Annotated in this window: 18 protein-coding genes and 1 tRNA gene; 14 read left to right on the top strand and 5 right to left on the bottom strand. The window is 59.0% G+C overall.

Annotated features, from left to right (window positions below; genetic code table 11):
* From G5332_RS14415 to G5332_RS14425, 3 genes are all read right to left on the bottom strand, one after another.
* On the bottom strand, window positions 1-569 hold a 569-nt coding region (locus tag G5332_RS14415; protein WP_421311305.1), incomplete at its 3' end, for an IS1595 family transposase.
* A 111-nt stretch (window positions 570-680) separates the two neighbouring features.
* A tRNA-Pro gene (locus tag G5332_RS14420) sits at window positions 681-757 on the bottom strand.
* Window positions 758-869: 112 nt separating this feature from the next.
* Entirely contained in the window at window positions 870-2,213 is a 1,344-nt protein-coding gene (locus tag G5332_RS14425; protein ID WP_421173164.1) for a dihydroorotase, read from the bottom strand.
* Window positions 2,214-2,293: 80 nt separating this feature from the next.
* Here G5332_RS14425 and G5332_RS14430 point away from each other — a divergent pair, with 80 nt between their 5' ends.
* Window positions 2,294-3,169, top strand: coding sequence for a 6-pyruvoyl trahydropterin synthase family protein (locus G5332_RS14430; protein WP_167558073.1), 876 nt, complete (start codon window positions 2,294-2,296; stop codon window positions 3,167-3,169).
* A gap of 69 nt (window positions 3,170-3,238) precedes the next feature.
* Here G5332_RS14430 and G5332_RS14435 read toward each other — a convergent pair whose 3' ends face one another.
* The gene (locus G5332_RS14435; protein WP_216979043.1) at window positions 3,239-5,251 is read right to left on the bottom strand and encodes a methyl-accepting chemotaxis protein; all 2,013 of its coding nucleotides are present in this window, start codon (window positions 5,249-5,251) and stop codon (window positions 3,239-3,241) included.
* A gap of 249 nt (window positions 5,252-5,500) precedes the next feature.
* On the opposite strand from G5332_RS14435, the gene hinT reads away from it, so the two are divergent.
* The 12 genes from hinT to tyrA all read left to right on the top strand — a co-directional run bounded on the left by hinT (window position 5,501) and on the right by tyrA (window position 17,943).
* Window positions 5,501-5,851, top strand: a complete 351-nt coding sequence (hinT, locus tag G5332_RS14440) for a purine nucleoside phosphoramidase (protein WP_266133813.1) — start codon at window positions 5,501-5,503, stop codon at window positions 5,849-5,851.
* Between the two features lie 29 nt (window positions 5,852-5,880).
* A complete protein-coding gene (locus G5332_RS14445) occupies window positions 5,881-7,275 on the top strand; it encodes a COG3014 family protein (protein ID WP_421173163.1) in 1,395 nt (464 codons plus the stop codon).
* A gap of 82 nt (window positions 7,276-7,357) precedes the next feature.
* Window positions 7,358-7,756 carry a YcfL family protein gene (locus G5332_RS14450; protein ID WP_005334038.1) on the top strand — a complete coding sequence of 133 codons (399 nt, stop codon included), beginning with the start codon at window positions 7,358-7,360 and terminating at the stop codon, window positions 7,754-7,756.
* The gene (gene lpoB, locus G5332_RS14455) at window positions 7,756-8,352 is read left to right on the top strand and encodes a penicillin-binding protein activator LpoB (RefSeq protein WP_005302153.1); all 597 of its coding nucleotides are present in this window, start codon (window positions 7,756-7,758) and stop codon (window positions 8,350-8,352) included. The genes G5332_RS14450 and lpoB overlap by 1 nt, the downstream gene beginning before the upstream one ends.
* A 10-nt stretch (window positions 8,353-8,362) precedes the next feature.
* The gene (locus G5332_RS14460; RefSeq protein WP_254204278.1) at window positions 8,363-9,187 is read left to right on the top strand and encodes a phosphotransferase; all 825 of its coding nucleotides are present in this window, start codon (window positions 8,363-8,365) and stop codon (window positions 9,185-9,187) included.
* 3 nt (window positions 9,188-9,190) lie between these two features.
* Window positions 9,191-10,048: a DUF6279 family lipoprotein gene (locus G5332_RS14465; RefSeq protein ID WP_236354174.1), complete on the top strand. Its 858-nt coding sequence runs from the start codon at window positions 9,191-9,193 to the stop codon at window positions 10,046-10,048.
* A 96-nt stretch (window positions 10,049-10,144) separates the two neighbouring features.
* Window positions 10,145-10,579 carry a hypothetical protein gene (locus G5332_RS14470; protein WP_043819384.1) on the top strand — a complete coding sequence of 145 codons (435 nt, stop codon included), beginning with the start codon at window positions 10,145-10,147 and terminating at the stop codon, window positions 10,577-10,579.
* A gap of 158 nt (window positions 10,580-10,737) precedes the next feature.
* Window positions 10,738-12,540: a protein translocase subunit SecD gene (secD, locus tag G5332_RS14475; RefSeq protein WP_421311306.1), complete on the top strand. Its 1,803-nt coding sequence runs from the start codon at window positions 10,738-10,740 to the stop codon at window positions 12,538-12,540.
* A 150-nt stretch (window positions 12,541-12,690) separates the two neighbouring features.
* On the top strand, window positions 12,691-13,608 hold the full coding sequence (gene secF / locus G5332_RS14480; protein WP_005334046.1) for a protein translocase subunit SecF: 918 nt from the start codon (window positions 12,691-12,693) through the stop codon (window positions 13,606-13,608).
* A gap of 290 nt (window positions 13,609-13,898) precedes the next feature.
* On the top strand, window positions 13,899-15,200 hold the full coding sequence (glgC, locus tag G5332_RS14485; RefSeq protein WP_005334047.1) for a glucose-1-phosphate adenylyltransferase: 1,302 nt from the start codon (window positions 13,899-13,901) through the stop codon (window positions 15,198-15,200).
* Between the two features lie 409 nt (window positions 15,201-15,609).
* Complete coding sequence (locus tag G5332_RS14490) at window positions 15,610-16,683, top strand: 3-deoxy-7-phosphoheptulonate synthase (protein ID WP_021231016.1); 1,074 nt, start codon at window positions 15,610-15,612, stop codon at window positions 16,681-16,683.
* A 132-nt stretch (window positions 16,684-16,815) separates the two neighbouring features.
* Window positions 16,816-17,943, top strand: coding sequence for a bifunctional chorismate mutase/prephenate dehydrogenase (gene tyrA / locus G5332_RS14495; protein WP_005334049.1), 1,128 nt, complete (start codon window positions 16,816-16,818; stop codon window positions 17,941-17,943).
* 546 nt (window positions 17,944-18,489) lie between these two features.
* Here tyrA and G5332_RS14500 read toward each other — a convergent pair.
* Window positions 18,490-19,539: a porin gene (locus G5332_RS14500; RefSeq protein WP_088869706.1), complete on the bottom strand. Its 1,050-nt coding sequence runs from the start codon at window positions 19,537-19,539 to the stop codon at window positions 18,490-18,492.
* Window positions 19,540-19,933: 394 nt separating this feature from the next.
* Between G5332_RS14500 and dinG the strand changes: the two genes are divergently transcribed.
* Window positions 19,934-22,006 (top strand): ATP-dependent DNA helicase DinG, encoded by a 2,073-nt coding sequence (gene dinG / locus G5332_RS14505; RefSeq protein WP_421173160.1) that lies wholly within the window; start codon window positions 19,934-19,936, stop codon window positions 22,004-22,006.
* The last annotated feature ends 110 nt before the right edge of the window (window positions 22,007-22,116 follow it).

The following is a 22,116-nucleotide window of genomic DNA, read 5'->3' on the forward strand; positions in this document are numbered from 1 at the left end:
TCTTGTACCACCATCACCGGGATGTAATCTGGCCCGGTTCCACGAGTTCGACCTTTACCACCGCGATGACGTGGTGGACGCGGCAGTCCCCGCTGCCCCTTGAACGATTCAAGGAAGAAGGTCTCATCAACCTCAACGATGCCCTCTTCCCGGGTGGCCTGATGGGTTGCCATCGCGCGCAAGAAGCGGTGACGCCAGAGGAACGCGGTGTTCTTGCTGACCCCACAGCGCCGCGCAGCCTGGCGGACAGTCAGTCCTTCGATGAGGGCTTGCGCGTAGTCTTCCCAGCACTGTGCTTTACGCAATCTGGCCAAGGGCGTCTTGGTCAGACCGGTGCTGGTGCGCAGACACAGTTTGCAACGGTAGCGGCGCAGTCCCCGACTCCATCCCCAAGGCGCCAGCTGGGTAACATCGGCCTGACAATGGGGGCAGCCACTGCATGCCGGTAACTGAGTATTGAGCGAGGTAATGGTGTGGGGTGCAGTGAGCTCCTGCTGAGCAACACGGCGCTGGCGCAGGGTTAACTGGGGAAAAAGGGACAACAGGTGTTGAAAGGCTGGGGTATCCATGATGGTAGACCTCAAGGTGATGGCCTACTTCAAGATTAGCCTTTCAACACGTAATTGGGACAGAGCCAAAGAAAAGGCCTTGTCGTTTGACAAGGCCTTTACCGGGGAATTTGGTCGGTGTGAGAGGATTCGAACCTCCGACCCTCTACACCCCATGCAGATGCGCTACCTGGCTGCGCTACACACCGACGGAGTCAGCTCGGCTGACGGGGGCAGAGTTTATGGAGATGACCCCGCCCTGTCAACAGGGAAACGCCGCCAATTCCTAAGCAACGGTGCGTTCGCCTGCTTTGCGAACAATCAGCGGTTAAAGGTCAGCCGCTTGCCCAGGAGCTGGTCAGTAACCTGCCCGTTTTGCCAGGCGATCTGGCCATTCACCAACGTCATCTCGACCGTGCTGTGGAAGCGGTAGCCGTTGAAGGGCGACCAACCACAGTGGTAGAGGATGTTGTCATCGTTGACCACATAGGGCTTGCCCAGATCCAGCAACACCAGATCGGCGAAATACCCCTCGCGGATATAACCGCGATCCTGCACCTGGAAGCGCTCGGCTACCGCGTGGGAGGTCTTCTTGACGATAGTCTCCAGGGTAAACACGCCGTTGTGGTAGAGCTCCAGCAGCGCCTGCAAAGAGTGCTGCACCAGCGGTACGCCGGACGGTGCCTTGAAGTAGCTGTTCTGCTTCTCTTCCCAGGTGTGGGGCGCGTGGTCGGTGGCGATGATGTCGAGCACGTCGTTGCGTACCGCATCCAGCAGTGCCTGCTGGTCGGCGGCACTCTTCACCGCAGGGTTGCACTTGATCAGGCTGCCCTGGGTCTCGTAATCGGCTTCATTGAAGAAGAGGTGGTGAACGCACACCTCGGCGGTGATGTTCTTGTCCTTCAGCTCGCTCAGGTCGTGGCTGGCGGTAAACAGCGACAGCTCCTTGGCCGAGGTCAGATGCAGCACATGCAGCTTGGCACCGTACTGCTTGGCCAACGCCACCGCCATGCTGGAGGATTTGTAGCACGCCTCGTCACTGCGAATGCGGCCGTGCTCGCCCATCGGCACATTCTCGCCCCACTTGGCTCGCGCCGCCTCTTCGGCCTTGGCGATGGTCGGGGTGTCTTCGCAGTGGGTGACGATCATCACCGGACTTTCGCGGAAGATGGCCGCCAGGGTCTCCTGATTGTCCACCAGCATGTTGCCGGTCGAAGAGCCCATAAACACCTTGACCCCGCAGGACTGCTTGGGGTCGAGACGCTTGATCTCTTCGAGGTTGTCGTTGGTGGCGCCGAGATAGAAGCTGTAGTTGGCGACGGAGGAGTTGGCGGCGATCTGGTATTTGGCTTCGAGGGCGTCGAGGGTGGTGGTCTGGGGATTGACGTTGGGCATTTCCATGAAACTGGTGGTGCCACCGGCGACGGCGGCACGGGATTCGCTGGCAATAGTCCCCTTGTGGGTCAATCCCGGCTCCCGGAAGTGGACCTGATCATCGATCATTCCGGGGATGAGATGACGACCTGCGGCATCGATAACCAGCGCATCGGGCGCCTCGATATCCGGGGCAATGCGGGCAATCCGTTCCCCCTCGATCAACACATCGGAGGCATAGATGCGGCCTTCGTTGACCAGGGTGGCATTTTTGATAAGCAGTTTGTTCATGGGGGGTTCCAGTTCCTTTGCCGATAATCGCGGGTCATAATAGCGCAAAACTGCCCTTTCTCTGTAGCAAGGCCTGACTGATGAAGTTATTTGTAAGAGATTTGACCGTGATCGACTCCAGCTACCTGTGCGAACGCCGCGGCATGGTGGGCGAGAGCTGGCTGGTAGATATCGAAATGAGCGGTGAGCTGAACGAAATGAGCATGCTGCTGGACTTTGGCCGGGTAAAGAAGCTGATCAAGTCGATCATCGATGAAGAGGTGGACCACAAGCTGCTGGTGCCGACAGAGTGCCCGCTGATCCACGTCGAGACACTGGATGGCGACGAAAGCACAGTGGATCTGCTGCGCCAGGGGCGCTCCATCCATCTGCGCTGCCCATCCCAGGGCTTCGCCTTTATCCCGGCACCGCAAGTTGATAAAGAGTCGGTGACCCGCTACCTGCTGGCGGTACTGGCCAAACGGCTGCCGGGCAATATCAAGGATCTCTCCCTGACCCTGCGTCAGGAGGCGATCACCGGTGCCTTCTACCACTACAGCCACGGCCTGAAAAAGCACGATGGCAACTGCCAGCGCATCGCCCACGGCCACCGCTCCCCCATCGAGATCCACGTCGATGGTGAGCGCGACCAGGAGCTTGAGTTCAACTGGGCCGAACGCTGGGGCGATATCTACCTCGGCACCGAAGAGGACAAGGTGGCACTGACCGAGCTCACCTTGAGCCCCCGCGCCAATGCCCAGCTTGGCGAGCATCACACCGGCTTCAAATATATGGCGCCCCAGGGGCTGTTCCAGCTGGCCATCCCCACCGCCGAGGTAGAGATGATCGACACCGACACCACGGTCGAGCTGCTGGCCTGCTACATCGCCCGCGAAGTGAAGAAGATGGTGGGCGACAAGTTCGTCAAGATTGTCGCTTATGAAGGGGTCGGCAAGGGCGCCATCGCCTACGCGTAATTCCTGCGTTGACTACCGCAATAACAAGGCCCCGCATCTGCGGGGCCTTGTTGTTTCAACTCTCGACCATCAGGCGCTGAGGCGGAAGCGCTTGACCAGGCTCTCCTGCTGCTCGGCAAGGGAGTCCAGCTGCTGGCTGGTCTCGGCTACCCGCTCAATCCCCTGATAGTTGAGATCCGAGATATCGGAGATGCGGTTGAGGTTGGTGGCAATGTCGGCGCTGGTGGCCTGCTGCTGCTCAGCGGCAGAGGCGATCTGGCTCGACATGTCGCTGATCAGCACCACAATCCCCTGCACCTCCTCCATGGCGTTGTTGGCGTGGGAGCTCTGTTCGACGCAACTGTCCATCTCGCGGGAGCACTCCTGCATCACGGTTACCGCCTTGGCGACCCCCTGCTGCAGGTTCTCGATCATGGTCTGGATCTCGCTTGTGGACTGGGCGGTGCGGCCCGCCAGACTGCGCACCTCATCCGCCACCACCGCAAATCCGCGCCCCTGCTCGCCGGCCCGCGCCGCCTCAATGGCCGCGTTGAGAGCCAACAGGTTGGTCTGCTCGGCAATGCCGCGAATGACATCGAGGATGTTGCCTATCTGGCTGCTCATGGCGCTCACATCACCAATCACCTTGCCGGTCTGTTGCAGCTTGCCCGCCAGCTGATGGGTGGTGGTGATATTGCCCGCCATCACCTTGCGTCCCATCTCGGAGGCCTTCTCCACATCCATCACTCGCTCCAGAGTCTGGTTGGCGGCCTGCGCCACTTCCCGCACCGATGCCTCCATCTGGGTCATGGCGGCGGCGACCGAGGCGGTCTCCTGCCGCTGTTTCTCCAGATCCGCCCGCACCGATTCGGTGGTGCGACGGTTGCCGTGGGCGGCATCGTTAAGCTGGGCAGACGCTTGTGAAAGCTGTGCCAGCACCTCCCCCATCTGGGCAATCAGCAGGTTGATCTGGCTGCCCAGCTGACCAAATTCATTCTTGCTCTGAAAACCGATGCGCTGGGTCATGTCGCCCTGGGTTACTTCGGTCAGCACCCGCAGCAACTCCCTGAGCGGACGGCGAATGGCCTTGCCCAGGGTATAAGCCACCAGCATGGCAATCAGGATGGCGACCGCTATGCTGGCTCCCTGAGTCAGGGTGCTCTGGCTCTGTGCGGCTTTGGCATGCTGAATGCTCTGGTTCATCAGTTGCTGGCTCTGATCGGTGATCCGCTCAAGCCGATCCTGAATTGCCACGATGAGCGCACTCGCCTGCTTGCTCTTCTCCCGCATCTGCTCCTGCTGTTGCATCAGCGCCAGATACTGGGCCAGGACACCTTCATTACCGGTCGTATCGCGCACGAAACCGTGGACGTAGTGACCCATGTTGTTGTCGAAATCCTTGAGCTCACCCTGCAGATCCTTGATGGTGCTGTTGAACCCCTCGATCTGCATCCTGTTGCGCTTGAGCGCAGCTTCAATGGGGGCCGGAATGCTCTGGTTGAGGGCATCCATGGTGGAGAGTTCGATAGCGGAAAGCTTGGTGGTCAGGGTCTCGGAGAGCATCTTGATGAAGCTGTCGTCGATGGTGATCATCATGTCCCCCAGACTCTTCTTGAACTGGGGCAAGCTGACCTGAAACTGCCCCTTGGCCAGATTGACCTTGTGCAATCGGGTGAGCAGCGCCTCGTGTTCGCCCGGCAGGGTATCGGTCAGTTGCAGGTAGCTGTCGACCTGCTGGCTCAGAGTGCCCATCTCCCCTTGCAGTTCGGGGTGGTGGGCGACCTGCTGGCGCAAGGCATCGAGGCTCTTGCCCACCGCGGCCTTGGCCTGTTTCAGTTCGGCCACTTCGGCAGGCAGCAGTTTGGGGTCCTGCTCGGTGAGCACATCCCCCAGCCACTTGTTGGCACTAAGCAGGGTGATCTGGGTCTGGCTGCTGGCAATCACCAGCGGCATAGACTGCCGGGTCACCTGTTCCAGCGCTCCCCCCAGGGTATTCTGACTACGAAATGTGAGTAGTGAACTGGCCACCATCACGGCCACCAGGATCGCGAAGCCAAGGTAGACTCGCTGCAAGATGGAGAGATCCGACATTGTTTGTTTCATTATTGTCCCGCTGTATATGCAAAAGTCCCTTGCCTGAGTACCCCGTCCTTTTGATACCCTGCAGACCCCTGAACAGGCGCTGCAGATGACGTCCCTCTGGCTATCGGTATTCTTAACAATAACTGAAGGGAATGGGACATCAGCTGTGTCAAATCTCGGCTTGTGTCACACTTGACGCGCTGCTCGCCTTCTTTCGGGAGCCGCTTGGGATGCAAGTTCAATTTTCTTTTTCATATAAGGGAGTTAGCCATGGCGCAAGAAACCATTTTCAGCAAAATCATCCGTAAAGAGATCCCTGCCGACATCCTTTATCAAGACGATCTGGTCACCGCATTCCGGGATATCCAGCCCAAGGCCAAGACCCATATCCTGATCATCCCGAATGTGCTGATCCCCACTGTCAATGACGTGGAAGCCGAACATGAACTGGCCCTTGGCCGGATGTTCACCGTGGCCCGCAAGCTGGCAAGCGATGCGGGCATCGCCGAAGATGGCTACCGCCTCATCATGAACTGCAACCGCCACGGTGGGCAGGAGGTCTACCACATCCACCTGCATCTGGTCGGCGGCGAGCCGTTGGGCCCCCTGCTCAGCCTGTGATACTCCCGAGCATTCGACTGGCCGGCCTGATGCTGGCCAGTTTCCTGCTGGGAGGCTGCGCCTCCCACTGGCAGGATATGTTTGTCTCCTACTCCGACCAGATGGTGCCCTTGCGCAACCAGCTGCTGCTGGGCCATGCCGCCGAGGCGCTGCCCGAAGTGCGCGACTCCACCCTCGGCGATGACACCTTTGTCCTCGATCGCCTTGAACAGGGGCGTATCGCCTGGCTGGCGGGGCAAGATGCGGACAGCAAGCAGGCGTTCACCGCCGCCGACAGCCGCCTTCAGTGGGAAGACAATCAGGCCGAATACCGGCTCAGTCACGGGCTCGATCAGGTGGGCAGCCTGCTTACCAACGACCAGTCGATGGCCTATCTCACCCCCGATTACGAACGCACCATGCTGCACCACTATCTGGCCCTCAACTACCTGCAACGGGGAGATGCCGATGGCGCCTTGGTGGAGGTACGCCGGGCCAATCAGGTGCAGGAGCAGGCCCTGAAACGGCGAGCCGATGAGGTGCGCAAAGCGAAGGATGAGAGCGAAGAGGCCGAAGCAGAAGGCGAGATACGCCAGCTGATGTCGCGCGGCGCACCGGATCTCGACCGGTTGATCGGCAAGGTCAAGAACGGTTTTCAGAACGCCTACACCTTCTACTTTTCCGCCGTGCTCTATGAGGCGGCCGGGGATCTCAACGATGCCTGGGTCGACTATCAGCGCGGCTACCAGATAGCGCCAGACAACCGCAGCCTGCAAGATGCCTTGTTGCGTCTGGCGCGGCTGCGTGGCTCACCGGACGAGATCCGCGAGACCGAGAAAAAGATAGGCCGCAAAGCGCCGCCGCTTGCAAAAGATCAAGGCCAACTGGTGGTGCTGTTTGAAGATGGTTTGATCCCGGCACGGCGAGAACTGTTCCTGCCGCTCCCCATTTCCACCTCCCGCGGCGATTTTCGCACCTTTACCGTCGCCATCCCCTATTACGATAATCGGGCCAGCGACACCGGCCCGCTGACGGTGGAAGTCGGCAAGCGGGCCTGGCAGACCAGCGAGCTGGTCAGGCTGGAAGCGCTGGCCGCCAAAGATCTGCAAGAGCGGCTGCCCGGCATGCTGACCCGCCAGGCGCTGCGACTGGTGGCCAAGGAGCAGATGCGCCGCACCGCCGCCAAAGAGGGAGGGGATGTGGGCAATATTCTGGTGGGGATCTTCAACACCCTCTCCGAGCGGGCCGATACCCGCAGCTGGCTGACGCTGCCAGCTCAGGCATCGAGCTGGCAGGGAATGGTGCCAGCAAGTGACATCAACCTCACCCTGAGCGCGGGGGCGGCGCAGCGGCAATTGCCGCTCACCATCCACAAGGGACGCACCACCCTGGTCTGGGTACAGCGCCTCGGCGCCGGCCTGACCACCCGGGTGATGCCGCTCTGAGCAAGCGGCAAAGAGAGATGAGCAAGACGATTAACCGGGCAGCCCCAGTGCTACCCCACTCACTCCAATTAAGGAGAGCAAGATGAAAGCATACGGGTTGGCCCTCGGGCTCGCGCTGCTGCTGACCGGCTGCGCCACCAACACCTCCGGCGTGGCGCTCTATGGCCCGGCGGGCGGTGCACCCACGCTGGAGCAGCATCAAAACGTCAACGTTACCCTGACCGAGCTGAGCCGCCGCCAGCAAAATGGCCTGCTGCAGGTCAATGTGGCCGCCGCCAGCACCCAGCGCGGCGATAACAAGCTGCAATATATCTTCTATTGGTATGATGAGGCTGGTCAGGAGGTCGCCAGCGATGGCCGCGGCTGGACCCCCATCAAGCTGCATGGCTATCAGACCCGCACCCTCTCGGCCCTGGCGCCCAGCCCGGCGGCGCAGGGTTACCGGATTTACGTACGCGAAGTGATTGAGGAATCCTACTGATGAAAATGAATCATGCCCTGCTGATCCTGACCGGCGCGCTGCTGCTGGGCGGCTGCTCCAGCACCACCGTCAGCTATGGCGATCCCACTGAAACCGAAACCGTCACCGTCGATTACGGCTCAAGCGATCTGCAGGCCATCGCCGACAAGATGGCGGACTCCATGCTCGCCTCCCCTGCCACCAGCGAGATCACCGCAGGCGGTCGTCCGGTGATGTTTATGGACTCCATCCGCAACAAGACCTCCGAGCACATCGATACCGAAGCCATCACCGATACCATCCGCACCAAGCTGCTGCGGGCCGGCAAGTTCCGCTTCGTCGACATGAGCAAGGTGGCCGCCGTCAAGCAGCAGCTCGAATACCAGCAGAGCAGCGGCATGGTGGATCCTGCCTCCATGGTGCGGCTTGGCAAACAGACCGGTGCCCGCTACATGGTCTATGGCAACCTCGCCAGCATCGTCAAGGACAATGGCAAGGTGAAGGATGTCTACTACCAGATGACCATGAACCTGATGGATCTGCAAAACGGCGAACTGCTGTGGGCCGATCAGAAAGAGATCCGCAAACAGGCGAAGAAATCCACCTTTGGCTGGTAACAGGCTCCCGGTGACAGGCAACTGTGATCCGCTACTGGCCAGCCTGCCCGCCCCCTGGCGGGAGGGGCAGCTGGAACCACTCGGGTTAGGCCTGACCAACTGCAACTATCGACTGCGCCTCCCCTCGGGGCGCAGTTACTTTTTGCGTCAGGGCCACTCCGACCCGGTGCGCCTTGGTATCGACCGTCCCACCGAGTGGCAGCTTTATCAGGGGGCGATAGCCGAAGGACTAGCGCTGCCTTGCCACTATGGCGATCCCGCCAGCGGTCTGATGCTGCTCGAATGGTGCGATGAGCCAAACTGGGTGCACGCGGCGCCACCGGCAGTCGATCAGCCCCGTCTGCTAGCTGAGGTGCTGCGCAAGCTCCATCGCCTGCCGCTACCTGCGGTGGTGATGGCGGTGCGAGCCCACGCGGCGGGCTATCGCGCCCGACTGGCACACATCCCCTCCTGGCTGCCCGCCCTGGAGCGGAGCTTGCTCGTCAGCAGTGAGCCAAATGATTGCTGGCGCCCTTGCCACCATGATCTCAATCCGGCTAACTTGTTGGGAAGCAAACCCTGGGTCATCGACTGGGAGTATGGCGCGGCAGGTCACCCCGGCTTTGAGCTCGCCAGCATCCAGCGCACCCATGAGTGGCCCGCCGAGCGGCGCGACGAGCTGGAAGCGCACTATCTGCAGGCCGTGCCGCGCCACCAGTGGCCCGATTTTCAGAGCGAGGCATTTTTACCCTGGGTCGACTATATCGGCCTGCTCTGGGCCCTGCTGATGGCAGAGCAACAGCCCTCACTCGACTATGACACCCTGATCGCCATCAACCGGCAACGACTGGAGTAACAGATGATAAACAAGGTGCGCTGGCACAAGCCGAAAACCTGGGGTCTGCTGCTGATCGGCCTGCTGCTGACCGGCTGCTCCACCCGAGTGATCTACTACTGGCTCGATACCGCCATCATCTGGCAGCTGGATGACTACTTTGCCCTCTCCTATTCGCAGAAGGATCTGCTCAGCCGTGAAGTGAAGGGGCTGATGGCCTGGCATCGCCAGCACGAGCTGCCGCGCTACGCCAAGGATCTCGACGCGCTGGCCAAGGCAGTGGCCAGCCCCATGACGCCGGAGCAGATCTCGACCAATCTCGATGCGGTGCAGCAGAGCCTGACCCGCACGCTGGAAAACACTATCCCCCGCGCGGTCAGGCTGGCGCGCACCCTGACCGACGAGCAGGTGGCCCGCTTCATGACCGATCGGGTCAAGCGGCAACAGGAGCGGCAAAAGGACTTTGCCACTGAGCCCAGAGAGCAGATGCTGGCAGAGTTTCGCGACAAGATGAACAAGCGGCTCGAGTTCTGGATTGGCGAGGTGAAACCGGCACAGGCGCCACTGGTGGCCCAGTGGGCCGAATGGCAATACGAGCTGATGCCCCCCTGGCTCGAGTTTCAGGAGTCCTGGACCCAGGAGCTGGACAGGCTGATGAAGCAGCGCCAGAGTCCCGACTTTACCCGCGAGCTGACCAACCTGCTGGCCGAGGGGGATGGGCTGATGGATGGCCGCTTTACCGGCTATACCGAACAGTCGCGCCAGCGTACCGTCAACTGGCTGAGCGCCATGAGCCAGTCGCTGGATATCTCTCAGCGGGCCCATCTCTACTCCCTGCTTAAGGGTTATGCCCGCGACTTCAAGCAGATGAGCGGCAGCTGACAGCCAGCACCGAATGGTGCCATGTGCCCGGGGCAACCTTGTTCAAACCGGGCGCTTATGGTAGTTTGCCCTTCCTATTTATCGGGAATTAACTTTTTGCGCCTTATCGACAAAGTAAAACTGGTGCTGGTAACTCTGGTTATCGCCCTCACCCTGCTTTGTTCCATCGCCCGAATGGAAGGCCCGCTGCTACCCGCATCTCCCCAGAGTGAACAGCAGCAGACTCAGGTGTTCAATCAGCTTAGCGACAGCGATGATGGCATCATCAAGTTTGTCGGCAGCCATCAGAATCACCTGCTGCGTCTCGAACAATCCCTGCGCAGTGACAACCAGCCCAAGAGTGTGGTCTACGAGCTGATCCAGAGCTGGTCGGCCCAGGCCATCCTGCTGTTACTGCTCGGCTGGCTGATGCTGGCCCCCGAGCTCTATCACAAACAGAGTTTTCGCGATCGCTTCGGTGCGATCCATCGGCGCCATCTACAGCGCCAACATCTGCAATACCGCTTCACCCAGAGCTATCTGAACGCCTGACCCCGGAGGGGCTGGCACATCCACTGTTTGCTCATCTCCTCTTCCTGACGGATCCGGCGACTGCCTGATCCGCATCTGATGCATCCCATTTTTTGCGCCTTGCCGAGCCTTGTTGCTATCGGCCCGGGCACCATTCTCCTGACAGAGGCTTGTTTGCCATGAGAAAGAGCAATCGCACCGTTCTCAACCGCATGAGCAAGTGGCAGTACGCACTGCTGCTGTTGATGCTGTTGACCTTTACCTTTTACTCCCTGCCCACCTTTTTTGGTGAGCAGCCCTCCCTCGGCCTGCACGGACAGCAGCGCCTGACCCCCCAGCAACAGATGTTGCTGAGCGACAAGCACCTGACCCCGATCAAGGTCATTGAGCAACCTGAGCGGGTCGAGCTGGTCTTTGCCAGCCAGGGCGAGCAGCAGCGCGCAAAGCAGTTGCTGGAGCAGCAAGGGGTCGACAGTGCCGCCCTGACCCTAGAGTTTCACTCCAACGCGCCGACCTGGATCACCCGCCTCGGCGCCGATCCCATCAAGCTGGGACTGGACCTGCGTGGCGGCTCCCAGCTGCTTATCGGGGTGGACGTGGACTTTGTCATCGACAATCAGACCAAGAATCTGGTGGATACCCTGCGCCCCCGCTTCCGTGAAGCCAATCTGCGCGGCGCCAGCGTCACGCGCAGCGCACAGGGCGCGGTAGCCGTCACCCTGCCGGAGGTCGCCGAACAGGAGAGCTGGCTCGCCATCATCAAGGAGAGTGCCGGTACCCGACAGGATCAGTGGAAGCTGACCCGCTCCGGCAATGATCTGAAACTGGTGCTGAGCGATGCTGAGCGCACCCTGCTGGTCAACAACGCCGTGACCCAGAACCTGTCGATCCTGAAAAAACGGATCAACGAACTCGGCATCGTCGAGGCCTCGGTGGTTCGTCAGGGGCAGGATGGTATCCGTATCGAACTGCCCGGGGTGCACAACCCCAAGCAGGCGAAAGAGGTGATCGGGGCCACCGCCTCGCTGGCCTTCTACGAGGCCAAAGCCGATAGCCATTTCTATATCGCCGATCGCAACGGTCAGGCCGTCGGCATGGCACGCAAGCCGGTGCTGACCGGCGAGCACATCGTCGATGCCCGCGCCAATATGGGCGAGATGGGTCAACCCCAGGTCAACATCGTGCTCGACACCCTGGGTGGCAGCAAGATGAACCAGTTCAGCCGCCAGCATGTGGGCAAGCCGATGGCGACCGTCTTCACCGAGTACAAGACCAACGCCCAGGGCAAACTGCGCGCCCAGAGCGAGGTGATCAACGTCGCCACCATCCAGACCGCCCTTGGCAACCAGTTCCGCATCACCGGTATTGGCAGTCTGCCGGAAGCGCAAGAGCTGGCCATGCTGCTGCGTGCCGGCGCCCTCACCGCCCCTCTCAAGATCCTGGAAGAACGCAGTATTGGCCCGACGCTGGGGATGCAGAATATCGAGGCGGGCTTCACCGCACTGGCCTTCGGTATGGCAGGCATGATGCTGTTTATGATGGCCTGGTACCGCAAATTCGGCTGGGTTGCCATCACGGCGCTGGTCGCCAACCTGTTGATGCAGGTCGGCATGCTGGCAGTGCTGCCGGGCGCCGTGCTGACCCTGCCGGGGATCGCCGGTCTGGTGCTGACGGTGGGCATGGCGGTGGATACCCATGTGCTGATCTTCGAGCGGATCAGGGACCGTCTGCGAGAAGGGGGCTCATTGGCCAACGCCATCGACTTTGGCTATCGCTCGGCCTTCCACACCATTTTCGATGCCAACATCACCACCCTCATCTGCGCCGTGGTGCTCTACTCCATCGGCTCCGGGCCGCTGCAGGGCTTCTCCATCACCCTCATTCTGGGTCTGCTCTCCAGCATGATCACTGGGATCTGGGGAACGCGCGCCATCATCAATCCCCTGTGGGGACGCAGCAACGAGCGCACGCTGAAGGTGTAACGGGACAGCAATCCCTCTGATGAGCGGCTTTGGTTGCGCCATCGGCCATGGATATGGCCGGAGCGGCCAAAGCAGAACACTATTTCCCGGCGTGTCGCGACACGTCGTGATGGGCCAACAGCCTGATGCTGGCTGGCCAAGGAGAGAATTATGTTGAGAATGATCGTTGCCATGGGGCTGACCCGTTGGCGTTATATCGGCCTGTGGGCTTCCATCCTGCTGACCGTGGCCAGCGTCGCCATCTTGCTGGTGAACGGCCTGACACTGGGGCTCGATTTTACCGGCGGGATCCTGCTGGAGTTTCATATCCAGACCCTGAAAGAGGCCCATGAGCTCAATGCCATGCTGGTTTCCCCGCTGGCGGGAGCCGTTGAGCTGAGCTCGGCCGGAATTCCCGGCGAGTGGCTGATCAAGCTGCCCCCCCACGAACTGCCCTGGCCCGCGGCGGATCTCGCCACCATGCTGACCCAGCAGTTGGGGATGCCGGTCGAGTTGCTGCGCACCACCATCGTCGGTCCTCAGGTGGGTGCCGAGCTGTTCCAGCAGGGGATGCTAGCGGTGTTGGTGGCTTCGCTGGCGATGTCGGCCTATCTGGCGTTTCGCTTCGAGTGGCGTCAGGCCATCGGCATCCTGCTCTCGGTGGTCCATGACGCCATCGTAGCGCTGGGGCTGCTGTCACTCTTTCAGATCGAATTCGATCTGAACATCATCGCCGGTTTGATGGCGGTGATCGGCTACTCCCTCAACGACAGCATCGTCATCTCGGACAGGTTGCGGGATCTGCTGAGCTCGCGTACCCAGATGGGGATCCACGAGTGCTCCGATGTGGCCATCAAGGCGACCTTCAGTCGCACCATGATCACTTCGGGCACCACCCTGTTTACCGTGGGCGCTCTGTTGCTGTTTGGCGGTGACGCCCTCTACGGCTTCTCCTTCACCCTGTTTGCCGGGATCCTGGTGGGCACCGTCTCCTCCATCACCGTCGCCTCGACCGTACAGGAGCTGCTGGGCCTCACCCCGCAGGCCTACCAGAAGAAGAGCGAGGAGCCACTGGCCAACGCAGCCTGAACCTTGTTAACCAGGCCCGGCTCACCGGGCCTCAACAAACCGGGCTCCTGCCAACCATTGGCAGGGGCTTTTTCCCATTCCTCCTCTCGGTCTCTCACCGCCCCTTTTGTTGCTCGGCTCGCCTCAATTGACAACTGACCATATTGAAAGCAATGACGGATCAACCCGTCATTTTTAATAACAAAAAGGTCATTTTATTACGTCGGAAACCATAAAATGTGACTGAAAGCACTTTCTTGAGGGCTCAAAGGAGGCAACATTGTAGTGATTTATCTACAAAGGGATATGAGATGTTGTTACAACCTGCCAATACAGCAAAATCCAGACAGTTGCTGAACGAGACCATGGCTTTGGTACTCGCAGGAGGGCGGGGTAGTCGCCTCAAACAGTTAACCGACAACCGTGCAAAACCTGCCGTTCATTTCGGCGGCAAATTCCGCATCATCGATTTCGTGCTCTCCAACTGCATCAACTCCGGCATCCGTCGGGTCGGTGTCGTGACCCAGTACAAATCCCACAGCCTGTTGCGCCATCTCCAATCGGGCTGGTCTTTCCTGCGCTACCAGATGAACGAGTTTATCGATCTGCTCCCTGCCCAGCAGCGGGTGGATGAGGTGAACTGGTATCGGGGTACCGCCGATGCGGTCTACCAGAATCTGGATATCATCCGCGATCACGCCCCCAAATATGTGGTGGTGCTGGCAGGCGATCACATCTACAAGATGGATTACGCCGCCATGCTGCTCGACCACGTCAATATGGGCGCCAAGGTGACCGTTGCCTGCATCGAGGTGCCACGCAGTGAAGCAAGCGCCTTCGGGGTAATGGCGGTGGATGATGATCGCAAGATCAATGCCTTCGTCGAAAAGCCTGCTAACCCGCCCGCCATGCCGGGCAAGGCCGACACCGCGCTGGCCTCAATGGGCGTCTATATCTTCGATGCCGAGTATCTCTATCAGTTGCTGGAAGAGGACATTGCCAACGAGCAGTCCCATCACGATTTCGGCATGGACGTGATCCCCCGCGTGGTGAAAGAGGGCACCGCATTCGCTCACCCGTTTGGCATGTCCTGTGTCGGCTGCTGTCCGGATCGCCGCCCCTACTGGCGCGATGTGGGCACCGTGGACTCCTTCTGGGAGGCCAATATGGATCTCGCTTCCGTCACGCCTGAGCTGGATATCTACGATCAGGACTGGCCCATCTGGACCAGTCAGAACATGACTCCTCCCGCCAAGTTCGTGCAGGACCGAAACGGCCAGCACGGCATGACCATCAACTCCATGTTTGCCGGGGGCACCATCGTCAGTGGCTCTTTCATCCTGAGTTCGGTGCTCTTTACCAATGTGCGGGTCGACTCCTTCTGCACTCTGGATCAGGCCGTTATCTTCCCGGGTGTGGAGATTGGTGCCGGTTGCCGACTGCGCCGGGTGGTGATCGACAAGGGGTGCAAACTGCCGGAAGGCACAGTGATAGGTGAAAACGCCGATGAAGATGCACGTCGCTTCCACCGCTCCGAGCAGGGCATAGTGCTGGTCACCCAGGGGATGCTCACTCGCCTGAACAAAGAGCTGCAGGGAAAACAAAAGCGCTGATCCGCAGCCAGACGGGATCCCCCTTCCTACCGCAAAGGGAGCCATTATGGCTCCCTCTTTCTATGGCTGACCAGATAGCCACCTCACACCATCACTGCCATCGCGTTGCAGTCTCCCAGAGATACCATTTACTGTGGGTTAACAGCTGCGCAACGCAGCCTTCACGCCCTCAAATCGTAAAAATTAAATTACACAAAAACCATTAACCCTCCGAAAAACCCTCTGTATTATTCCTGTTCGCGCTATATAGCAGCTCCTTTATCTGACTTTTTAGTGGTAAACCCACTAGTTTCACTTGATTGTTTGTTTTTCCTTGGTAAGGTGAGGGCGGTTGCGTAACAAAGCAGGTACCAGTGTAAATATATGGGTACAATCGCTTTTGGCTTAATACAGTAGAGAGAATGAAATCATGCAAAGAGACCCCCTGAACAACATCCATATCCAGTCCGAACAAGTGATGATCACGCCTGCCCAGCTCAAGGAGAAGTTACCCATCTCCGACAAGGCGCTGGCATTCGTGCAAGGGGCCCGCAATACCATCGCCGACATCATTCACCGCCGCGATCACCGGCTGTTGGTGATCTGTGGTCCCTGCTCCATCCACGATATGGACGCCGCCAAAGAGTACGCAACCAGACTCAAAGCGCTGCATGATGCCTACCAGGACTCTCTCTACATTGTCATGCGGGTCTACTTTGAGAAACCGCGCACCACGGTCGGCTGGAAAGGCTTTATCAACGACCCCAATCTGGATGGCACCTTCGATGTGGAGCTGGGGCTGCACCGTGCCCGCGAGCTGCTCTGCTGGCTGGCGGAGCTGGAGTTGCCGCTGGCCACCGAAGCGCTCGACCCCATCAGCCCGCAATACCTGGCGGAGCTCTTCTCCTGGTCAGCCATCGGCGCCCGCACCACCGAATCCCAGACCCACAGGGAGATGGCGTCCGGCCTCTCCATGCCGGTCGGCTTCAAGAACGGCACCGACGGCAACCTGGGGACTGCCATCAATGCGCTGCAGGCGGCCTCCTCCCCTCACGCCTTTATGGGGATCAACCAGCAGGGCCAGGTTGCGCTGCTGCAGACCCAGGGCAACCCGGATGGCCACGTGATCCTGCGCGGCGGCAAACATCCCAACTATGACTCGGTCAACGTGTCGCTGGCGGAAGAGGCGCTGGAGAAAGCGGGCCTGCTGCCGAGCCTTGTGGTGGATTGCAGCCACGGCAACTCCAGCAAGGATCACCGTTTGCAGCCCAAGGTGGCCGACAACGTCATCCACCAGATCCAGGAGGGCAACCGCTCCATCATCGGGGTGATGCTCGAATCCAACCTGTTCGAGGGAAACCAGTCCAGCGAGCAGCCCAAGGAGCAGATGCGCTACGGGGTCTCCATCACAGATGCCTGCATCGACTGGGACACCACCGCTACCCTGCTCGCCCGCTGCCACAACCAGCTGGCTGACCCCCTCAAGGGCAGAACTGCACGGTAAGCCGTGGTATCTTGTCGTAACCTATTGAACAATCTGGGTATCACCGCAGGTGGCATCTGGCCGCTCATGCCGTGATACCTTGTTGCATCTTGATTTTCAGGGCGCCGCTCGCGGCGCCAGCAGGGACTGGATATGGCTGAAGAGTTGAATGTACTCAGGGACAAGATAGATGCGGTGGACAAGCAGCTGATCGATCTGCTGGCCGCCCGTCTGGCCCTGGTGGGAGAAGTGGGTGAGGTAAAGAGCCGCCACGGCCTGCCCATCTATGCACCGGATCGGGAAGCGAGCATGCTGGCCCGCCGCCGCGCCGAGGCTGAGCAGTTGGGGGTGCCCGGCGATCTCATCGAAGACGTGCTGCGCCGGGTGATGCGTGAATCTTATGCCAGCGAGAAAGATACCGGCTTCAAATGCATAAAGCCGGATCTTGGCAAGGTGGTCATCATCGGCGGTCAGGGCCAGCTTGGCCGCTTGTTCGGCCATATGTTCAGCCTCTCAGGCTATCGGGTCGAGACGCTGGAACAAGCCGACTGGCCGCGCGCTGACGAAATCCTCGCCGGAGCCGGTCTGGTGATGGTGGCGGTGCCCATCGATATCACCTGCCAGATCATCGACCGCCTCGGCAACCTGCCCGCCCACTGCCTGCTGGTCGATGTCACCAGCGTGAAAGCGGCGCCGCTCGAACATATGCTGGCGGTGCACCAAGGGCCGGTACTGGGACTGCACCCCATGTTCGGGCCGGATGTGGCGAGTCTCGCCAAGCAGGTGATCGTCTGCTGCCAGGGTCGTGACCCCGCCGCCAGCCAATGGCTGCTGGATCAGATGACCATCTGGGGCGCCCGCTTGCAACAGGTAGAAGCCAAGGCCCACGATGAGGCGATGACCCTCATTCAGGCACTGCGTCACTTCGCCACCTTTGCCTATGGCTGGCACCTCTCCCGGGAGCAGGCCAATCTGGATCGCCTGCTGAGTTTGAGCTCCCCCATCTACCGGCTGGAGCTCGCCATGGTGGGGCGGCTGTTCGCTCAGGATCCCCACCTCTATGCCGACATCATTTTGTCGTCACCGCAGAATCTGGCGATGATCCGTCGCTACTACCAAAACTTCGGCGAAGCGCTGGGGCTGCTGGAACGAGGGGACAGAGACGGTTTCATCGATGCCTTCTCGCAAGTCTCCGGTTTCTTCGGCGAGCATGCCGACCAGTTCCTGCGTGAAAGCCGCATGCTACTGGCCCAGGCCAACGACCGCCGCCAACACGGCTGATCCTGCAAAAGCAGCTACCTCATATCGCCAGAATGGGAAGATGCCTGGGCATCTTCCCATTTTATTTGTTACCGATTTAAACACTGACGTCAGTCACGCTCGGCCCTACGTCGAGCCCCCACAGCTGACTGGCCTCAATACCCTCCCCTGGCGCTGCCTCACATCCAGCAAGTATGCCCCCTCAATATCCACGCAATCCGCGCAAATAGCACCGCCCCTTGCAAGGGCTGCCAGACTCTAACGGTCAAACCAAACTGCTGCGAGCAAGGCTGTACGACGCAAAGGAGAACGGTGTACTCCCCATCAAAGAGATAAACAGGAAGCAGGAAGCAGGAAGCAGGAAGCAGGAAGCAGGAAGCAGGAAGCAGGAAGCAGGAGAGATTAACCGAGACAAATGGTTTGCCAAAGATCACTTAACACAGCAATCCGGCGATTTATCATGGCGCCAATCCGCTGTCGCCAAAAAAGAAAATGGCCGAGAAATTATCTCGGCCATTTGTAGCCTGGTCAAAGACTCAAGCCTGGATATTACTCTTGTTCAACTTATTAGAAGTTGTACTGCAGAGCAACAGTCCACTCGTCGTCATGCTTCTCGATACCCTGGATCTTGTACTCGGTGTAAGCTTTCAGCTTCGGAGTGAAAGCGTACTGAACACCCAGCAGGGTCTCGTCAACCAGATCCTTGTAAGTAGAACCGGCAGCTTGAGCGTTGGCCTTGCCTTCTTTGAAGTTGTAACCAGCCAGGAAGGTCCAAGCATCTACGTTGTAAGAAGCAGCCAGCTCGTAACCACGGCCGTCATCTTTCAGACCCAGGCTCTTGTTCTTCACTTCGCCTTCAGTGTAAACACCGGCAAAATAGAAGCCATTGATAGCGTAGTGCGCGCCAATAGCCCACTCGTCTTTCTTACCAGTCTGACCGTTAACTTTGTTTTGCAGGTCGGAGTAGGCATAACCGGCGTTGAAGCCCAGGCCGAAGTCAAAATCGTAACCGGCGGCAACGGCATAAGCTTTCTTACGCTTAACGTCGGAACCAAAGATGGCATCTTCTTTGACCTTCTGACCAACGTCAGTGATCTTGACCGCTACGTCGTCATTGGTTTGGTAGGAAACTTTACCTTTGAAACCACCGAAGGTGTTGGAGTAGATAACCTGGCCTTCCTGACGACCGTCATAGAAGTTACCCGCATCGCCCCACTCGTTGAAAATATCGGTCGGCTCGAGTACGTCGTAGAAAGCAGTGTCGGTCTGACCGAAGATGATTTTACCGTACTGGGTGCCGTCAAAGCCTGCATAGATATGACGAGCATCGAACTTGCTAGACTTACCGTCACTGCCCTTGTCGGAGTTTTCAGCAGCAACTTGCCACTCGGTCTTGGCGATACCGGACCAGGTGTTGTTCAGAGCAACTTTACCGGACCAGCCCAGACGGGAAGAACCAATCAGCTCGCCATCGGTATCATCGTGCTCACCGTAGTAGTTAGCCTGTACACGGCCGTATACGTCGAAAGTGGTACCGTCTTTGTCATAGATCACCGCGGCGTTAGCGGCGGATGCAAACAGAGCCGGAATGGCAATAGCCAGAATTGTCTTTTTCATAGTTTCCAATGCCTACTGTAATTAAACACTAAGTTGTTGTTATTCCCTGTGTTAGCGATGTTCTTTGCATCACTATGCCGCCGAGACTAGCACCGGATTTTTTGAACCGCAATGAAAAAACTTGGAACTTTTTACGGAAACCATAGTCATGGAGGCAAAAATGTGAGCCAAGTCTCACCTGACGGCAAGGTAAAAGGAAAACGTTTACAATGAATCCTGCTGATTATTTGGACTCAAATAGTCTATTTTGCATGCAAATGACGCTAACTACCTGATAAACAACCAAAGTGGTCTGATCAGCGTAAAACTCCGTGATAATGGCTGTTGCCTCGACCTCACCGAGGGGTTGCGGGTATCCTTGTCCTTCGATTAACCCCTAACTGGCCTTCTCTTCATGCTCTCTACTCGCCTCAAAGCAACCATTCGTCAAACCTATCGCCAGATTTCGGATGGATTACCCGGTTTTGTGCCGCGCAAAGAGCAGAACTTTCTGGTGGCCGAGATAGCCAAAACCCTGACCGGCGAGTACGACAAACAACGCCGTATTCTGGTTGCCGAAGCGGGTACCGGTATCGGCAAATCCCTCTCCTATGCGCAGGGCGCCATTCCGGTGGCGCGACTCACCCAGAAGAAGCTGGTGATCTCCACCGCCACAGTGGCCCTGCAAGAGCAGCTGATCCACAAAGACCTTCCTTTTTACCACCGCCACAGCGAGCTTCCGTTTCGCTTTATGCTGGTCAAGGGGCGTCAACGCTACTGTTGCGAGCATCTGCTGGAGCAGGCAGCCAGTGGCGCCGAGATGGCCAACTTCGAGCTCGACTTTGGCAGTTTGAGCAAATCCAAACCATCGGACAGCGACAAGGATCGCTACCAGGCGCTGTGGCAGGCCTACACCAATGGCAAGTGGGACGGGGATCGGGACAACTGGCCGGAGCCCATTCCCGACACTTGCTGGGATCGCATCGCCGCAGACCGCCACACCTGCAACAAGGCGCTGAGCCATCACCAGCACTGCCCCTTTCATCGCGCCCGCAACGACATGGAGAGCGCCGATGTGCTGGTCGTCAACCATGCGCTACTGCTCTCCGATCTCACCATGGGCGGCGGCATCATTCTGCCGCCCCCTGATGAGTGCATCTATGTGCTGGATGAGGCCCATCACCTGCCCACCATCGCCCGGGATCACGGCGCAGCGTCGGCCAGCGTCAAAGGCTCGCGTCGCTGGCTGGAGAAGCTGGTACAAAGTGCAGGCAAGCTGGCGCGGACTCTTAATAAGGAGAGCCTGCTCGACCCCCAACTCAAACTGCAGGATGCACTGGCCACCATCCAGCCTGATCTGAAGGCGGTCGAGCAGTGGCTCAGCGCCAACGATCGGCTGTTTGGCACGGAACCCCACTACCGCTTCGTCGAAGGGGTATTGCCGGATCCCCTGCCCATGCTGGCGGAGAATCTCAAGGAGTCGAGCAAGAAGGCGCTGCGAGCGCTGGATCGGATGCAAGGGGCCATAGGTGAAGCGCTGAAAGATGGCGAGATCCGCCGCAAGGAGGCCGAACCCCTGTTGGCAGAGAGCGGTTTTCATCTGCAGCGGCTGGAGAGTTTCTGCGCCCTCTGGGAGATGCTGGGGCGCCATGTGCCGACCGGCAAAACCCCGCTCGCCCGCTGGATGGCCAAGAGCGATGACGGCGATATCTGGCTGCACGCTTCACCGATAGAGGTGGGCTATCTGCTGGAGGAGTGGCTCTGGTCGAAATGTCTGGGAGCCGTACTGGTCTCCGCGACCCTCACAGCACTCTCTTCCTTTAGTTATTTTCGCCATCAGGTGGGGCTCAAGGAGCACGACGGTACCCGCTATCTGCGCCTGCGCTCCCCCTTTGACTACCAGAAAGCCGAGCTCTATCTGCCCAAGATGGAGCACGAACCCAACTCACCAGCCTTTACCAATGAACTCATCAGCGTGCTGCCACGTATTCTGGCGGGCAAGGAGGCGAGTCTGGTGCTCTTCTCCTCCTACCGCCAGATGAATGAGGTGGCCGTTGGCTTGCGAGCCAAGGGACTGTCACTGCTGGTGCAGGGGGAAGCCTCCCGCAATGCCCTGCTCACCCTGCACAAGCAGAAATGCGATGGCGGTCAAGCCAGCATCCTGTTTGGTACCGGCAGCTTCTCGGAGGGGCTGGATCTGCCGGGTCACTACCTCACCAATCTGGTGATCACCAAACTCCCCTTTGCGGTGCCCAACTCGCCGGTCGAGGAGGCTACCGCCGAGTGGGTGGAGCAGCGAGGAGGCAACCCCTTTCTGCAACTGACGGTGCCGGAGGCATCGCGCAAACTGATCCAGGCCTGTGGCCGCCTCATCCGCAAAGAGGCCGATCGGGGGCGAGTCACCATTCTTGACCGGCGTCTGCTGACCAAACGTTATGGCAAGGGGTTACTTGATGCCCTCCCCCCGTTTACACGGCGGATCGAATAAATAAGCATGCCGTTATTGATAAATGAACTGACAACTGCACGAACATACACCTCCAGAAAGAGCCATTGCCGCAGTAGACCAAACCTGTAAAAATGAGCCCCTGTTTTCAG

Source organism: Aeromonas sp. 603757, assembly GCF_049171255.1.
GTDB classification, from domain to species: Bacteria; Pseudomonadota; Gammaproteobacteria; order Enterobacterales; family Aeromonadaceae; genus Aeromonas; species Aeromonas veronii_A.